Origin of the sequence: Amycolatopsis sp. DG1A-15b (assembly GCF_030285645.1) — a bacterium.
Lineage (GTDB): Bacteria > Actinomycetota > Actinomycetes > Mycobacteriales > Pseudonocardiaceae > Amycolatopsis.
In genome coordinates, this window is sequence record NZ_CP127296.1 from 2446569 (window position 1) to 2462679 (window position 16111).

The window sequence follows — 16111 nt, forward strand, 5'->3', positions numbered from 1 at the left end:
GCCGCCTCCCGTGTCCGTCCCTCCCGACGCTAACCGGGTCCCGGGCCGCCGGACGTCTTCCGGCGTGCGCCCGGAAACCGGACAAACCGTTGCAGGGCAACGGTTTACGTCTCAGGTCAGGACAAGCCGGACGGCCAGCGCGGTGATCACGGCGCTCGAGACGAGCGCCGTCACCAGCCGGCCCCGCCGTCCGGTGAGGACCCGCCCGAGCAGCGCCCCGCCGCCGGCGAGCGCGGCTTGCCAGCTCGCCGACGCGGCGAACGCGGCGAGCACGAACACCGCCTGGTCGAGCAGTGGGACGGCCTCGCCGGCGCGGCCGCCGACCACGAGCGCGGTGAAGTAGACGACCGTGGCCGGGTTGACGAGCGTGATGCCCAGCAGGCTGACGTAGGCGCGACCGGGGGCGAGCGGGGACACCGGCCGCGTGGCGGGGGCGCGGTGCGACCGCAGCGCGCGCACCGCGCCGTGCGCCGCGAGGACGATCAGGATCGCCGCCGAGATCAGCCGCAGCGGCCCGGCGAACGGCGCGATGGCCCCCGCGATCGCGGCGCCGCCGAGCACCGCGACCAGCGCGTACACCCCGTCCGCCGTCGCGACGCCGAGGGCCGCGGCCAGGCCGGTCCGCAGCGACGTGCGGGCGGTGAGGGCCACCAGGTACGTCCCGACGGCCCCGACCGGGATCGCGATGCCGTAGCCGGCGACCAGGCCGGCGAACAGCGCGGCGCTCACGGCGCGGAAACGATCGGCCCCCGTGGACGGCACGGCTGCTGCTGGACCGGCGCGGTGGTCGCGGCGACGGTCGGCAGGAGCGGGGTGCGAGGCGTGGTCATGCGCCGATCGTGACGCCGGAGCGAACCGCGGGCAACCGGATTTTCCAGCCGGTGGGCTCCGGCGAGCTGTGCTTGAATCGCCGGGAGGAGGCACGCGAGCGAGAGGGCTTTCACGATGCGGGTCGACCTGAGCGGGAAGACGGCACTGGTCACCGGATCCACCCAGGGCATCGGCGCGGCGATCGCGACCGGCCTCGCGGCGGCGGGCGCGCGCGTCGCGATCAACGGCCGGAGCGAGACGGGCGTCCACAAGGCCATCGCGCGGCTGCGCGAGGAGGTGCCGGACGCGGACTTCCTGCCGGCCCCGGGCGACGTCTCCGAGGAGGCCGGCGCGGCCCAGGTGGTCGAAGAGGTGCCGGACGCCGACATCCTGGTCAACAACCTCGGCATCTTCGGCGCCCGGGAGCCGCTGGAAATCACCGACGCCGACTGGCGGCACTACTTCGAGGTCAACGTCCTGGCCGCGGTCCGGCTCACCCGCGCCTACCTGCCGGGCATGACCGACCGCGGCTGGGGCCGGATCCAGTACATCGCCAGCGATTCCGCGATCGTCATCCCCGCCGAGATGATCCACTACGGGGTGTCGAAGACGGCGCTGCTCGGGGTGTCCCGCGGGTTCGCCAAGCACGCGGCCGGTACCGGCGTCACGGTCAACGCGGTGATCGCCGGCCCGACCCACACCGGCGGCGTGGAGGACTTCGTCTACGAGCTCGTCGACAAGGACCTGCCGTGGGAGCAAGCCCAGCGCGAGTTCATGAAGCAGCACCGCCCGCAATCGTTGCTGCAGCGGCTGATCGAGCCGGAGGAGATCGCGCACCTGGTGGTGTACCTGAGTTCCCCGTTCGCCTCGGCGACCACCGGTGCGGCGGTGCGGGTGGACGGCGGGTACGTCGACGCGATTCTGCCGTGAGGCCGCGGGGCTGTTCTCACGGCGTGACGGGGATGTTCGTCAGTCCCGAGCGGGCGTTCGTGACCGTGTTCGACGCGTACACGACGTTCGGGTCGGCCGCGCACTGGGACACCGAACTGATCTTGACCGCGTAGGCGCCCACCCCGCCGAGGTCGGACTTGTTGCCGCGCCACACGTTGCCGCAGCCGTTGTCGAACGACGGGGTGGTGCTCGGGTTGTGGTTCTCGTAGCCGTTGGCGAACGTGCCGGGCGGGGCGAACGTGCCCGTGTTGCCTTCGATCGTGTAGCCGATGCCCTTGACGTCGATCCAGGAGTCCGCCGAATTCTGGCCGGAAATCCCGCGGCCGTCGAAGGTGTTGCCCCGGATCAGGCCGTCGAACGTGCCTTCCTTGACGTCGATCGGTTCGGCGGCGACGAACGGGCCGATGTGGTTGTCCAGCACCTGGATCCGGTCGCCGCGGTCGACGCCGCCGGAGTTGCCGTGGCAGCCCCAGTTCGAGCCGGCCGAGCCGAGGTAGACGCCTTCGCCGTAGCCGGGCTGCACCAGGCCGGTGTAGGTGATGGTGGAGTTCTTCAGCACGCTGTCGGCCGATGAGCGGCGGAAGTGCACGGCCTCTTCGTCGATGTGGTGGACGGTGACGCCGTCGATGGTGGTGTGCGGCGAGTCGTCCGCGACGATGCCCTTCTTCGAGTCCTGCACGGTGAACCCGCGCAGCGTCCAGTACGGCGCGCTCGCGAGCCAGAGGCCGTAGCCGGAGTCCCAGCCGGCGGTCGGTGCCGGGCAGTCGGGGGCGTCGCCGGACGGGCCGTCGTTGATCAGGACGGCGTTCGTCGGGCCGGAGAGGGTGATCGGCTTGGCCGCAGTGCCGGCTTTGGTGGTGACGAACGAGCCGCGGTAGGTGCCCGCCGCGAGCCGGATCGCCTGTCCGGGAGCGGCGTTGGCCAGGGCGGCCTGCAGCTGCGCGGCCGTCGAGACGTCGACGACGTCACCGGCGGGCGGGGGAGTGGGGGTGGTCGGGGTCGTCGTGGCCGGTGTGGTGGCCGGAGTCGTGGTCGCCTGGCTGCCGCCGTCGCACGGGAGGCCGTTGACGGTGCAGCCGGTGGGGAGGCCGGTGCCGGCGACGTTGAAGCCGAAGTTCTCGTTGCCGCCGGGCGGAATCGTGGCGTTGAAGCCGGCGTTGGTGAACCGGTAGTGCTGCCCGGCCTGCGTGCGGACGCTGCTCCACGAGCTGCTGACGGCCGAGCCGGCGGGCAGGTCGAACTCGACGGTCCAGCCGGTGGCGGTAGTGCCGCCGCGGTTGGTGACGGTGTAGCCACCGCCGTAGCCACTGGTCCAGACCGATGTCTGCGCGAAGGCGGCGGAGAGATTCGCCCCGGCCGCGCGGGCGGGCGCCGGTCCACCGAGCCCGGCGGTGACCGCGACGGCGGCGGAAATGCTGACGGCGCCGAGGAAAACGGCGGAGCTTCGTGGGGACACCGATGGCCTCCGGAAAGCAGAGCTGCGGAGGTGTTGCGGCGGACACCCGGACTTTTCCTTTATAGGTCACTGCCCTGACGTCAGTCAACCGGATGAATAATGATCACGTACGTGAATGTGACACTTTACGGTGACGCGGAGCTGAAGAAGTGTTCGACGGGGAATTCTTCCGGTGAACCCCTTGGCACGCAGGGGAAAGCTCGGCGGAAGGAGAGCACGATGAACACCCGGATCGCTTCTTGGGCGACGGCCGCTGCGCTCACGGTTTCCGCGGTGGTCGCCGCGGCCGCACCGGCCTCGGCGGACATGGTGCCGGGCAGCGCGACCCAGTTCTACGCGTACTGCTCGGTGGACCTGCTCGGAGTCCCGGTCGCCTGCACGCAGACGGACCAGGCGCACTCGTCGCACGTTTGCCAGTACCTCGCGACCCCGCTCGGCCTGGGTCTCGACTGCATCCAGCGCTCCGCGGCGTGACCGGACGGCTGCCGGGGTCACCGGCCGGCGTCGGCTGAAGGGGCTTTCCTCGCGGGTGGGGAGGGGAAGCTCCCTTCGGCGCGGTGGACGCCGGGTTGGTTGGGCCTCGGCCTGTTGTGACTTCGCTCCGCCTGTTCCGCCCCGCCCCGCACCTGCCGGTCCCGCCCGGCGCCGCACCTGTCGCGCCCCTGCTCCGCGGCCCAGCCCCCAGCCCGGTCCGCCCCACCTGGCCGGGACCAGTCCGCCTTGCGTGCGCCGTGGCCTCGGCTCCCTGCCCGCCTCTGCTCCACCTCGGTCGAGCCTGGCCCGCCCTGCGCGCGCCCCGCTCCGCCCGCCGCTCCCGGCCCCCGCGCCACCCGGCCGGCCTTGCGGCCGCCGTGCGGGCAGCTCCCGCCCCGGCGAGCCCGGCTCCGGCCCCTTGCGTGCGCCGTGGCCCGGGGCAGCTCCCGCCCGTCCCGGAAGCCGGGCCTTCCTCCTCCGATACAAGATCGGGACATTTCTGGTTCACACCTGTCGAACATCTCCGACAAAGCGGCGATCTTCCCCGGACACAGTGACCGAGGTGCGCTTCACCGGGCGCACCCGGCACCCGGAGGAGACCGATGGCCCGCACCCGCATCCCGCCCGTGGCCCTGAGCATCGCCGCCGCTGTGGCCGTGGGGCTCGCCGCTGCCTGGTGGGTTGTCTTCCCGCCCGAAACCGCCGGGCGGGCGCTGGCCGCCCGGCCCGATGTCGACCTCTCGCTGCCTTGGCCCGCCGAAGGGCAGTCCAGCGTCGAAGTGCAGAACCTGGGGTCGCTCGGCAGCCGCGGTGAGCAGGGGCCCGTGCCGATCGCCAGCGTCACCAAGGTCATGACCGCCTACGTCGTGCTCAAGGACCACCCCCTCGGCCCCGGCGAGACCGGGCCGGAGATCACCGTCGACGAGCAGGCCGAAGCCGAGTCCACCTCGGCCGAGGAATCGAGTGCGCCGGTCCGGGCGGGGCGCCTCTTCAGCGAACGCGACCTGCTCGCCCTGATGCTCGTGCCCTCCGGCAACAACGTCGCCCGCCTGCTCGCGCGGTGGGACGCCGGCAGCCAGGACGCCTTCGTCGCGAAGATGAACCGCGAGGCCGCCGCCCTCGGCATGACCAGCACCCGCTACACCGGCGCCAGCGGCGTCGAAGACTCGACCACGAGCACCGCCACCGACCAGCTCCGGCTGGCCCGCGAAGCGATGAAGAACCCGGTGATCCGCGAGATCGCCGCCACCCCGAGCCTGCGGATCGACGGCGTGCCGGGCGCGGTCGTCAACACGAACACCCTCCTCGGCCGCGACGGCGTCATCGGGCTGAAGACCGGCTCGTCGACCGCCGCCGGCGGGGCGCTGATGTGGGCCGCCCGCGCCCGCGACGGTGCCCTGATCCTCGGCGTCGTCCTCCACCAGAACCCGGGCGGGACCCCGGCGGCCGGGCTGCGGGCCGCGCTCGAGAACAGCGAGAAGCTCATCGCCGCGATCCAGCGGGAGCTGCCGGCGGCCACTCGATGACCGCGACGGCCGAGACGACCCCGCTGCCGGCCGTCCCCGCGCGCCGGCCCGGAACGTGGCGCCGCGGCCGGGTCATCGCCGCCTTCGCCGTCCTGACGGCGGTGCTGCTGCTGGCGCACCCGCTGGTGCCCAACTGGCCGGGCAACGCCGGCAGCCTGCTGGAGACGTTCCTGCCCTGGACCGGCCTGCTCGTCGTGCCGCTGCTGGCCGCGGCGCTGGTCCGGCGCGCGGCGCTGGCCCTCGTGGCCCTCCTGCTGCCGGCGCTGGTCTGGGGCGGGTTCTTCGGCGGCAGGCTCTTCGACAAGCGCGAACAGGGCGGGGACCTCACGATCGTCTCGCACAACGTGAACGACGAAAACCCGGACCCGGCGGGTACCGCGCGTGCCTTGGCCGCCGCGGGCGCCCAGGTGATCGCGCTCGAGGAGCTGAAGAAGTCCGAGGTCCCGAAGTACGAGGACGCCCTCGCCGCGGGCTACCCGTACCACTCCGTCCAGGGCACCGTCGGGGTGTGGAGCACCTTCCCGCTGCGTGCCACGCGGCCGGTGGCGATCATGCCGTGGACCCGGGCGCTGCAGACCACTGTGGACACTCCGCGGGGCCCGGTGGCGGTCTTCGTGGCGCACCTGCCTTCGGTGCGCGTGCGCCTCGACGCCGGGTTCACCGCGAACGGCCGCGACGCCGCGATGGGCCTGCTCGCCGACGCCGTCGCCGCGGAATCCGCGCCGCGGACCGTGCTCGTCGGCGATTTCAACGGCACCGCCGACGACCGCGCGCTCGCGCCGATCACCGGGCGGCTGCGCTCCGCGCAGGACGAGGCCGGCGACGGTTTCGGCTTCAGCTGGCCCGCGGGGCTGCCCCTGGCCCGGATCGACCAGATCTTCGTCGCCGGTGTGCGGCCGGTGGCGGCTTGGACGTTGTCCGCGACCGGCAGCGATCACCTGCCCGTCGCCGCCACCGTGGCGTTCTGACCCGCCGGCCCGGAGCCCTCGAATCGTCCGCCGGAGGGTTGTGGTAAACGCCCCGCAAGACCGGCGAACATGGGCTTGAACACCGGGCGGTGCTGACGGGCGGTGAATTTCAAACGACGCTCCGCGCAGGTCGCGCCGTCGAATTCGTCGTCGGAGCCGTGTGAAGGGCATGTGACTAGACCGTTACGCGACCCGGTCTTGACCCCGTGGGTGTTATCGCTAACACTAACTCCTCGTCGTCACCGGAACAGTGACGCAGACCATGTCGGAGCGGACGGAAGGGGACGCCGGTGGCCGAACGACCCCGCTCCGGCGGCCCCGTGAAGGCGACCAACGCCGGGACGCGGCAGCCGAGCCTGACCGACGTCGCGGGGGTGGCGGGCGTGTCCCACATGACCGTTTCCCGGGTGATCAACGGGACCGGCCCGGTGCGCCCCGAAACCCGTGCCCGGGTGCTCGCGGCGATCGAGGAACTGGGCTACCGGCCCAACTCCGCGGCCCGCGCGCTGGTCACCGGGCGGACCGGCACGCTCGGCGTCGTCGCGCTCGAATCCAATCTGTACGGTCCGGCCAGCACGCTGTACGGCATCGAGAACGCCGCCCGGGAAGCCGGGTACGCGATCACCATCTCCAGTGTCAGCCGTCCTGGCCGGTCGTCGATCGCCGACGCGGTGGAGAACCTGCGCCGCCAGGCGGTCGAGGGCGTCATCGTGATCGCCCCGCACGTCAGTGCGGGCCGGGCGCTGGAAGCGGCGCCCGCGGATTTCCCGGTCGTCGCGGTCGGCGGCGGAGAGACGGCACCGGTGCCGGTCATCTCCGTCGACCAGCGCGACGGCGCCCGCCGCGCCACCGAACACCTCCTGGCGCTGGGCCACCGCACGGTGTGGCACATCGCCGGACCGGAAGACTGGCTGGAGGCCCGCGACCGCGAGCTCGGCTGGCGGGAAACCCTGGAACGCCACGGCGTCGGGGCCCCGCAGGTGATCCGCGGCGACTGGAGCTCCCGGTCGGGTTACGAGGCGGGGCGATCCCTCGCCAAGGAAAAGGATCTGGACGCCGTCTTCGCCGGCAACGACCAGATGGCACTGGGCCTGCTGCGCGCGTTCGCCGAAGCGGGCATCTCGGTGCCGCGGGACGTGCGCGTGGCGGGTTTCGACGACGTTCCCGAGGCGGCGTACTTCACGCCGCCGCTGACGACGGTGCGCCAGGACTTCATCGAAGTCGGACGGCGTACGTTCGGCCTGCTGGCCGGGCGGATGGACGGAGGCGACCGGCACGCGCGCGCCCTGGTCGTCCCCGAGTTGATCGTGCGCGAGAGCACCGGACCGCGCTAGCGCGGCGGCCGGCGGGAACCGGTGGTTCCCGAGGGATTGTTAGCGCTAACACAGAAGTTTTACCCCGATAGTCCCCACAAAAGGTTTTCCCACTGATCATCGTCGATCGAGGAGTGAACGTGCTGAATAAGCGATGGGCCGCCGCGGCGGCCGCGGCGGCCGGACTCGTGCTGCTCACCGCCTGCGGGAGTGGCGGTTCGTCCGGCAACTCGTCCGGCGGCGCCGTCACGCTCGGCTTCGCCCAGGTGGGCGCCGAGAGCGGCTGGCGGACGGCGAACACGAAGTCGATCCAGGAATCGGCGAAGACCGCCGGGATCGAACTCAAGTTCTCCGACGCGCAGCAGAAGCAGGAGAACCAGATCTCCGCTATCCGCTCGTACATCCAGCAGAAGGTCAAGGTCATCGCCTTCTCGCCGGTCGTCGAGTCCGGCTGGGACACCGTCCTCAAGGAGGCCAAGACGGCCAACATCCCGGTCATCCTCACCGACCGGGCGATCGACTCGCCGGACAAGTCCCTCTACAAGACCTTCCTCGGCTCCGACTTCGTCGCCGAGGGCAAGAAGGCGGGGGAGTGGCTGACCAAGGAGTACGGCAGCGCCACCGGTGACGTGAACATCGTCGAGCTGCAGGGCACCACCGGCTCGGCGCCGGCGAACGACCGCAAGAAGGGCTTCGCGGACGTCATCGCGGCGGACCCGAAGTACAAGATCGTCGCGTCGCAGACCGGTGAGTTCACCCGCGCCAAGGGCAAGGAGGTCATGGAGGCCTTCCTGAAGTCCCAGCCCAAGATCGACGTCCTCTACGCCCACAACGACGACATGGCCCTCGGCGCCATCGAGGCCATCGAAGCCGCGGGCAAGGTCCCGGGCAAGGACATCAAGATCGTCTCGGTGGACGCCGTGAAGGACGGCATGCAGGCGCTGGCCGACGGCAAGATCAACCACATCGTCGAGTGCAACCCGCTGCTCGGCCCGCAGCTGATGGACCTGGTGAAGAAGGTCGCCGCCGGCGAGCAGGTGCCCGCCCGCATCGAGACCAAGGAAACCGAGTTCGACCAGGCGGCGGCCAAGGCCGCGCTGCCGCAGCGCCAGTACTGATCCCGACCCGCGTCCACCCCGGAGCACACCAAATGCCTGAACCGCAACCCATGGTGCGGATGAGCGGTATCCGCAAGGAGTTCCCCGGCGTCCTCGCCCTCGACGGGGTCGACTTCCGGATGTACCCCGGCGAAGTCCACGCCCTGATGGGCGAGAACGGCGCCGGCAAGTCCACCCTCATCAAGGTGCTCACCGGGGTGTACGGGGTGGACGCGGGGACGATCGAGCTCAACGGCGACCAGGTCGCCTTCACCGGGCCCGGCGAGGCCCAGCAGGCCGGCATCAGCACGGTCTACCAGGAGGTCAACCTCTGCCCGAACCTGTCCGTGGCGGAGAACGTCTGCCTCGGCCGGGAACCCCGCCGCTTCGGCCGCATCCAGTGGGGCCCGATGCGGCGGCGGGCCGAGGAACTCCTGGCCCGGCTGGACGTCCACGTGGACGTCTCGGCCGAGTTGTCCACCTGTTCCATCGCAGTACAGCAGCTGGTCGCGATCGCCCGCGCGCTCGACGTCGACGCGCGGGTGCTCGTCCTCGACGAGCCGACGTCCAGTTTGGACGCCGGCGAAGTCGAGCAGCTGCTGAAGGTCGTGCGGTCCCTGCGCGAAAGCGGCATGGCGATCCTGTTCGTGTCGCACTTCATCGACCAGGTCTTCGCCATCGCCGACCGGATGACCGTGCTGCGCAACGGAAAGCTGATCGGCGAGTACCGCACCGCGGACATCACGCCGGTCGAACTGGTCACCAGGATGATCGGCAAGGAACTCCAGGTCCTCGAGGACCTGGAGGACTCCGGCCCCAGCCGGGCCGAGGTCGCCGGCGCCCCGGTGCTGCTGGCCGCCGAAGGCCTCGGCCGCAAGGGCGGGGTCGCGCCCTTCGACCTCGCCATCCACGCCGGCGAGGTCGTCGGGCTGGCCGGCCTCCTCGGCTCCGGCCGCACCGAACTCGCCCGGCTGCTGTTCGGCGCGGACCACGCCGACAGCGGCTCGGTGAAGGTCGACGGCACCACGACTTCGCTGCGCACCCCGCGGGCCGGGCTCGACCACAAGATCGCGTTCCTCTCGGAGAACCGCAAGGCCGAAGGGCTGGTCGAAGAGCTCACCGTCCGGGAGAACATCGTGCTGGCACTGCAGGCCTCCCGCGGCTGGGCTCGCCCGCTGTCGCGCCGCCGCCAGGACGAAATCGCCGAGAAGTACATCAAGGCACTCGACATCCGGCCCGCCAACCCCGAAGCGCTGGTGGGCAACCTGTCCGGTGGCAACCAGCAGAAGGTGCTGCTGGCCCGCTGGCTCATCACCGAACCGCGGCTGCTGATCCTCGACGAGCCCACGCGCGGCATCGACATCGGCGCGAAGACGGAGATCCAGCGGCTGGTCACCCAGCTCTCGGCCGACGGCATGGCCGTCGTGTTCATCTCCGCCGAGCTCGAAGAGGTCCTGCGGCTGAGCCACCGGGTGGTGGTGCTGCGGGACCGCAAAGTCGTGGCGGAGCGGGAAAACCAGGCGCTCACCGCGGACGACATCATGGCCACGATGGCCGAGGGGGTGCAGGCGTGAAAAGCATGACGAAACACCGGCTCTTCTGGCCCGTGGTGGCCTTGCTGGTGCTGTTGGTGGGCGACCTGATCGCGAGCCCGTCGTTCTTCAAGATCGAGCTGCGCGACGGGCACCTCTACGGGAACCTCGTCGACATCCTCAAGAACGGCGCCCCGCTGATCCTCATCGCGATCGGCATGACGCTGGTGATCGCCACCCGCGGCATCGACCTCTCGGTCGGCTCGGTCGTGGCGATCAGCGGTGCGCTCGCATGCCTCTGGGTCAGCGACAACCCGGACGGGGTCGGCACCACGCTGATCGCGTTCGGTCTCGCGCTGGGCCTGTCGCTGGTGCTCGGGGTGTGGAACGGCTGGCTCGTCGCGGCACTGGGCATCCAGCCGATCATCGCGACGCTGATCCTCATGGTCGCCGGCCGGGGCATCGCGCAGCTGATCACCGACGGGCAGATCATCACCGTCAACTCCCACTCCTTCGAGTGGATCGGCAGCGGGTTCCTGTTCACCCTGCCCGCCGCCATCCTCATCGCGCTGGCGGTGTTCGTGCTGGCGTCGGTGCTCGTCCGCCGGTCCGCGCTCGGCCTGCTCGTCGAGGCCGTCGGCGGCAACCCCGAAGCCAGCCGCCTGGCCGGCCTGCGCTCGGCCCGGCTGACCTGGCTCGTCTACGTCTTCTGCGCCCTGTGCGCCGGCATCGCCGGGCTGATGATCAGCGCGAACGTGCACAGCGCCGACGGCAACCACGCCGGCCTGTTCATCGAACTCGACGCGATCCTCGCCGTCGTCGTCGGCGGCACCCAGCTGACCGGCGGCCGGTTCTCCCTCGGCGGCTCGGTGATCGGCGCGCTGCTCATCCAGACACTCACCACCACCGTCTACGCCCTCGGCATCCCGCCCGAGTCGATCATGCTGTTCAAGGCCCTGGTCGTGCTGGCGGTGTGCCTCCTGCAGTCGCCCGCGTTCCGCCGGAAGCTCCGGCGCCGCCGGGCCACCCCGCCGGGACAGCCGGCACCCACATCCGCTCCGGAGAAGGTGGAGGTCACCGCATGACCACCCTCGCCCGCGTCAAGGGCTACCGCCCGCAGCAGCGGCACCTGCCGATCCTGGCGACGATGGCGTTGCTGATCGGGGCGTACATCTTCGGTGCGTCGAGCTACGAGGCGTTCGGTTCCGGGCAGGTCGTCCTCGACCTGTTCATCAACAACGCCTTCCTGCTCGTGGTCGCCGTCGGTATGACGTTCGTGATCCTCACCGGCGGTATCGACCTGTCCGTCGGGTCGGTGGTCGCGCTGTCCACCGTGATCTCGGGCGACCTGCTGCAGAAGCACGGCTGGCCGGCGTACGCGGCGATCGCCGTGGTGCTGGTCGTCGGCGCGCTGCTGGGCGCCGGGATGGGCGCGCTGATCCACTTCTTCGAGATCCAGCCGTTCATCGCGACGCTGATCGGGATGTTCTTCGCGCGCGGCGTCTGCTACACGATCACCACGGAGGCCTACTCGATCGACAACGCGACGATCGCCACCCTGGCCCAGACGCAGATCCCGCTCGGCGGCGAGCTGCACATCTCGATCAGCGTGGTGGTCTCCCTGGTCGTCGTGGCCGCCGCGGCCTACGTCCTGGCCTTCACCCGGTTCGGGCGCACGGTGTACTCGATCGGCGGCAACGCCCAGTCGGCGATGCTGATGGGCCTCAAGACGGGCCGCACCAAGATCGCGGTGTACACGATCAGCGGGGTCTGCTCGGCGCTCGGCGGGCTGCTGCTGGTGCTCTACAAGTCCTCGGGCGACCCGCTCAACGGCGTCGGCCTGGAACTGACGGCGATCGCCGCGGTCGTCATCGGCGGCACCATCCTCACCGGCGGCTCCGGGTACGTGCTGGGGACCGTGCTGGGGATCATGGTGCTCGGCATCATCCAGACGCTGATCACCTTCGACGGCACCCTCAACTCCTGGTGGACCTCGATCATCACCGGAGCCCTGCTGTTCGTCTTCATCGTCCTGCAACGCCTCGTCACCAGACGGACCCGCTGACACCCGGTCCGCCGGCCGGGTGGACCATGTGAGCGCTCACACTCAAGGGAGAGTCATGCTCCGCAGACTGCGGCGGCCCATGGCCGTGCTCGCCGCCTTGGCGCTGTGCGCCGGCGTTCCGGTGGCGGTGGCTCCGGCCGCTTCGGCCGACGCCACCCTGGCCGGGCACTGGGCGTTCGACGACGGCAGCGGGACGACCGCCGCCGACACGGCGGGCAGCCACCCGGCGACGCTGAACGGCGGCGCGGGCTGGGGCCCGGGCATCCGGGGCGGGGCACTGACGACCGACGGCGCCAATGGCTTCGCCGACGCGGGTGCGCCGGTGCTCGACACGACCAAGAGCTTCTCCGTGAGCAGCTGGGTCAAGCTGGACAAGACGTCCGGGTTCCAGACGTTCGTCAGTGTCGACGGCACCCAGGTCAGCAACTTCTTCCTGCAGTTCCGCGACGACTCCCGCCGGTTCGCCTTCACCCGCCTGGCCGGGGACGCCCCGGCCGACGGCGTGGTGGCGTCGGCGAACTTCGACCCCGTCGCCGGCCAGTGGTACCAGCTCACCGGCGTGTTCGACGCGGCCGCGTCGACGCTGTCGCTGTACGTCGACGGCACGCGCCAGGCCACCGTCGCCGCGCCCACCGCGTGGGCGGGCACCGGGCACCTGGTGATCGGCCGCGGCAAGTACGGCGGCAACCCGGTGGACTTCGTCGACGGCGCGATCGACGACGTCCGCGCCTACTCGGGCCCGCTGAGCGCCGCCGACGCGGCCCGGCTCACCATCGCCGGGCACTGGGGTCTCGACGAGGGCACCGGCACGACCACGGCGGACGACTCCCTCGACGCGCGCACCGCCACCCTGACCGGCGGCGCGGCCTGGGGCGACGGGGTCGTCGGCCCGCACGGCGTCGCCTTGAACGGCACCGACGCCGCGGTCGACGTCCCGGCTCCGGTCGTGGACACCGCGCAGAGCTTCTCGGTGTCGGCGTGGGTCAAGCCCGGCGCGGCCACCGGCTTCCGGACGGCCGTGAGCGTCGACGGCTCGGCGATCAGCGGCTTCTACCTCCAGCGCGCCGCCGACGGCCGGTTCGCCTTCACCCGCCGCGCGGGCGACGGCGACACCCCGTCATCCTCCGCGGTGTCGACGCTGCCCGCGCAGGCCGACCAGTGGCAGCACGTCGCCGGCGTCTACAACCGGGCCGCCGGCACGCTTTCCCTGTACGTCAACGGAACCTTCCAGCAGAGCGTCCCGTTCACCACGCCGTGGACCGCGGCCGGGCACCTGGAGATCGGCCGCGGCAAGTGGGCCGGCGGCCCCGCCGACTGGTTCGCCGGCGGCATCGACGACGTCCGCGCGTACCCGACGCCGCTGACCGCGTCCGCCGTCGCGGCGCTGGCCGCGAGCGGCTCGTGGCACTTCGACGAAGGCACCGGCACGGTGGCCCGCGACGCTTCGGCGAACGCCGCCGACGGCACGCTGAAGGGTGCCACGTGGACCGCCGGAGCCTCGGGCAAGGCCGTCCAGCTCGACGGCAAGTCCACTGTGGACATGGGCAGCTCGCCCGCGTTCGACACCGGCACCGGCTCGCTGTCGCTGGCCGCCTGGTTCCGCACCACCGCGTCGGGCACGCTCGTCGACCACGGTGACGGCTACGCGCTCGGCGTGACCGGCGGCAAGCTCACCGCCCGCGTCGGCACGATCCAGGTGACCACGAACGGCGGCGGGCTCGCCGACGGCAACTGGCACCACGCCGCCCTCGTCCTCGACCGCGCCGCCCAGCGGCTCACCGTCTACGCCGACGGCGACGCGGCCGCGGTCACCAGCACCTGCGGGACGCCCACCGGGACGACCCTCGACGTCTCCGCCTGCCCGGCTTCGGGCACCGCGGCGGCGCCGTTCACCGTCGGCTCCGGCTTCACCGGGGCCGTCGACGAGGTCGAACTGCGCCGCTTCCCGCTCACCGCGGCCCAGATCGGCACCCTGGCCGGGGCCAACCAGCTGGCCGTCGACGCCAACGTCGTGCGCGCCAACACCCGGCCGACCACCTACGGCTCGATCCTCGAAGACATCAGCCACTCGGTCGAAGGCGGGCTCTACGCCGAGCTCGTCCGCAACCGCACCTTCAAGGAGGGCTACCAGCCCGGCAGCGGCGCGGGCGACACGCCGGTGCCGTACTGGTCGCTGGTCACCTCGGCGGGCGCGACCGGTGCCTACTCGGTCGACACCGCGAACCCGCTGAACACCGCGCTCGACCGCTCGCTCAAGCTGCACGCCGACGCGGTCCCGGCCGCCGGCCGGGTGGCCACCGCGAACGTCGGCTTCTACGGCGTCGCCGCCAAGCCGTCGACCAAGTACACCGGCAGCTTCTTCGCCAAGGGCACCTGGACCGGCGGCGTCCGGGTCAGCCTGGAGAAGCCGGACGGCACGGTGCTGGCGAGCAAGGACCTCCAGCCGGTCGGCCCGGCCTGGGCGCAGCAGACGTTCAGCTTCACGACGCCGTCGACGATCACCGCGTCCACCGACAACCGGATCGTCGTGTCCCTGGTCAACAAGGGGAAGAAGGCGCTGAGCGGGGACGCCTGGTTCCAGCAGGTGTCGCTGTTCCCGCCGACCTTCAAGAACCGGCCCAACGGCGTCCGCGCCGACCTCGGGCAGAAGCTCGCGGCGATGAAGCTCGGCCTCTTCCGCGTCCCCGGTGGCAACTACCTCGAGGGCAACACGCTCGACACGCGGTTCGCCTGGAAGAACACCATCGGCCCGCTCGAACAGCGGCCCGGCCACCAGAACACCGCGTGGGGCTACTGGTCCACCGACGGCTTCGGCATCCTCGACTACCTGAAGCTCGCCGAGGACATCGGCGCCCAGCCGCTCCTGGCCCTGTTCGCCGGCTACACCCTCAACGGCCAGCACGTCGACCAGGCCGACTACCCGGCCTACGTCCGGGAAGCCCTCGACGAGATCGAGTACGCCATCGGCGACGCCTCGACGACGTGGGGCGCCAAGCGGATCGCCGACGGGCACCCGGCGCCGTTCGACCTGCACTACGTCGAGGTCGGCAACGAGGACTGGTTCGACGGCTCGGGCAGCTACGCCTGGCGCTTCACCGACATGAACAACGCCATCAAGGCGAAGTACCCGCAGCTGACCGTCATCGCCACCACCGGCGGCCTGCAGGGCGGGGCCGCGTCGAGCACGTCGACCGGGGTGCGCCCGGACGCCGCGGACGACCACTACTACCAGTCGCCGCAGTGGTTCACCGACAACTCGACCCGCTACGACACCGCCGACCGCAGCGGGCCGGACATCCTCGTCGGCGAGTACGGCGCCCAGGACGGCCGGCCCACCGGCACCCTGGCCGCCGCCATCGGCGAGGCCGCCTTCCTCACCGGGCTGGAACGCAACAGCGACATCGTCATCGGCTCGATGTACGCGCCGGTGCTGGTGCACGAGAACCAGGCCAACTGGCCGGTCAACCTGATCGGGCTCGACGCCGGGAGCAGCTACGGCTCGCCGTCGTACTGGGTGCAGCAGATGTTCTCCAGCACCCTCGGCAAGCAGATCGTCACCAGCCGCCTCAACCAGGGCAGCCCCCTGCGGCAGGTGGTCAACGTGACCACGAAGAGCGGAAGGAAGACCTTCACGGTCAAACTCGTCAACCCGACCGGGCAGGTGCAGACCGCACGGCTGGCGCTCACCGGCGTCACCGCCGTCGACGGCACCGGCACGCTCACCACGCTCACCGGCGACCCGGCGGGGCGCAACAGCCTCGCCGCGCCGACCGCCATCGTGCCGCAGGCCAGGGAGATCACCGGCCTGGCCGCGACGTCGAAGCTGACGTTGCCGGCCAACTCGGTGACGACACTGGTGCTCACCGGCCGCTAAGACCCCGGGGCGCGGCGCGTTCACCGCCGCCCGCGCCGCGTCCCG

At 71.4% G+C, this 16111-nt stretch carries 12 protein-coding genes; 10 read left to right on the top strand and 2 right to left on the bottom strand.

What is annotated here, in order from left to right; genetic code table 11:
- Nucleotides 1–111: 111 nt before the first annotated feature.
- The gene (locus QRY02_RS11200; RefSeq protein ID WP_285991453.1) at nt 112–729 is read right to left on the bottom strand and encodes a LysE family transporter; all 618 of its coding nucleotides are present in this window, start codon (nt 727–729) and stop codon (nt 112–114) included.
- Nucleotides 730–945: 216 nt separating this feature from the next.
- Here QRY02_RS11200 and QRY02_RS11205 point away from each other — a divergent pair, with 216 nt between their 5' ends.
- On the top strand, nt 946–1740 hold the full coding sequence (locus tag QRY02_RS11205; protein ID WP_285991454.1) for an SDR family NAD(P)-dependent oxidoreductase: 795 nt from the start codon (nt 946–948) through the stop codon (nt 1738–1740).
- Nucleotides 1741–1756: 16 nt separating this feature from the next.
- Here QRY02_RS11205 and QRY02_RS11210 read toward each other — a convergent pair whose 3' ends face one another.
- Entirely contained in the window at nt 1757–3217 is a 1461-nt protein-coding gene (locus QRY02_RS11210) for a cellulose binding domain-containing protein (protein WP_285991455.1), read from the bottom strand.
- A 219-nt stretch (nt 3218–3436) separates the two neighbouring features.
- On the opposite strand from QRY02_RS11210, the gene QRY02_RS11215 reads away from it, so the two are divergent.
- From QRY02_RS11215 to QRY02_RS11255, 9 genes are all read left to right on the top strand, one after another.
- Nucleotides 3437–3691, top strand: coding sequence for a hypothetical protein (locus QRY02_RS11215; RefSeq protein WP_285991456.1), 255 nt, complete (start codon nt 3437–3439; stop codon nt 3689–3691).
- A 602-nt stretch (nt 3692–4293) separates the two neighbouring features.
- Entirely contained in the window at nt 4294–5217 is a 924-nt protein-coding gene (locus QRY02_RS11220) for a D-alanyl-D-alanine carboxypeptidase family protein (protein WP_285991457.1), read from the top strand.
- The gene (locus tag QRY02_RS11225; protein WP_285991458.1) at nt 5214–6185 is read left to right on the top strand and encodes an endonuclease/exonuclease/phosphatase family protein; all 972 of its coding nucleotides are present in this window, start codon (nt 5214–5216) and stop codon (nt 6183–6185) included. The genes QRY02_RS11220 and QRY02_RS11225 overlap by 4 nt, the downstream gene beginning before the upstream one ends.
- A 290-nt stretch (nt 6186–6475) precedes the next feature.
- Nucleotides 6476–7519: a LacI family DNA-binding transcriptional regulator gene (locus tag QRY02_RS11230; RefSeq protein ID WP_285991459.1), complete on the top strand. Its 1044-nt coding sequence runs from the start codon at nt 6476–6478 to the stop codon at nt 7517–7519.
- Nucleotides 7520–7632: 113 nt separating this feature from the next.
- A complete protein-coding gene (locus tag QRY02_RS11235; protein ID WP_285991460.1) occupies nt 7633–8616 on the top strand; it encodes an ABC transporter substrate-binding protein in 984 nt (327 codons plus the stop codon).
- Between the two features lie 50 nt (nt 8617–8666).
- Complete coding sequence (locus tag QRY02_RS11240) at nt 8667–10169, top strand: sugar ABC transporter ATP-binding protein (protein WP_285993815.1); 1503 nt, start codon at nt 8667–8669, stop codon at nt 10167–10169.
- A gap of 5 nt (nt 10170–10174) precedes the next feature.
- A complete protein-coding gene (locus QRY02_RS11245) occupies nt 10175–11212 on the top strand; it encodes an ABC transporter permease (RefSeq protein WP_285993816.1) in 1038 nt (345 codons plus the stop codon).
- Nucleotides 11209–12192: a galactofuranose ABC transporter, permease protein YjfF gene (yjfF, locus tag QRY02_RS11250; RefSeq protein ID WP_285991461.1), complete on the top strand. Its 984-nt coding sequence runs from the start codon at nt 11209–11211 to the stop codon at nt 12190–12192. The genes QRY02_RS11245 and yjfF overlap by 4 nt, the downstream gene beginning before the upstream one ends.
- Nucleotides 12193–12247: 55 nt before the next feature.
- The gene (locus QRY02_RS11255; protein ID WP_285991462.1) at nt 12248–16066 is read left to right on the top strand and encodes an alpha-L-arabinofuranosidase family protein; all 3819 of its coding nucleotides are present in this window, start codon (nt 12248–12250) and stop codon (nt 16064–16066) included.
- Nucleotides 16067–16111 lie beyond the last annotated feature (45 nt).

Excerpts from the sequence above, each read along its gene's own strand:
- QRY02_RS11205 (WP_285991454.1), top strand. The coding sequence starts at position 946 with ATGCGGGTCGACCTGAGCGGGAAGACGGCACTGGTCACCGGATCCACC.
- QRY02_RS11215 (WP_285991456.1), top strand. The coding sequence starts at position 3,437 with ATGAACACCCGGATCGCTTCTTGGGCGACGGCCGCTGCGCTCACGGTT.
- QRY02_RS11220 (WP_285991457.1), top strand. The coding sequence starts at position 4,294 with ATGGCCCGCACCCGCATCCCGCCCGTGGCCCTGAGCATCGCCGCCGCT.
- QRY02_RS11225 (WP_285991458.1), top strand. The coding sequence starts at position 5,214 with ATGACCGCGACGGCCGAGACGACCCCGCTGCCGGCCGTCCCCGCGCGC.
- QRY02_RS11240 (WP_285993815.1), top strand. The coding sequence starts at position 8,667 with ATGGTGCGGATGAGCGGTATCCGCAAGGAGTTCCCCGGCGTCCTCGCC.
- QRY02_RS11245 (WP_285993816.1), top strand. The coding sequence starts at position 10,175 with ATGACGAAACACCGGCTCTTCTGGCCCGTGGTGGCCTTGCTGGTGCTG.
- yjfF (WP_285991461.1), top strand. The coding sequence starts at position 11,209 with ATGACCACCCTCGCCCGCGTCAAGGGCTACCGCCCGCAGCAGCGGCAC.
- QRY02_RS11255 (WP_285991462.1), top strand. The coding sequence starts at position 12,248 with ATGCTCCGCAGACTGCGGCGGCCCATGGCCGTGCTCGCCGCCTTGGCG.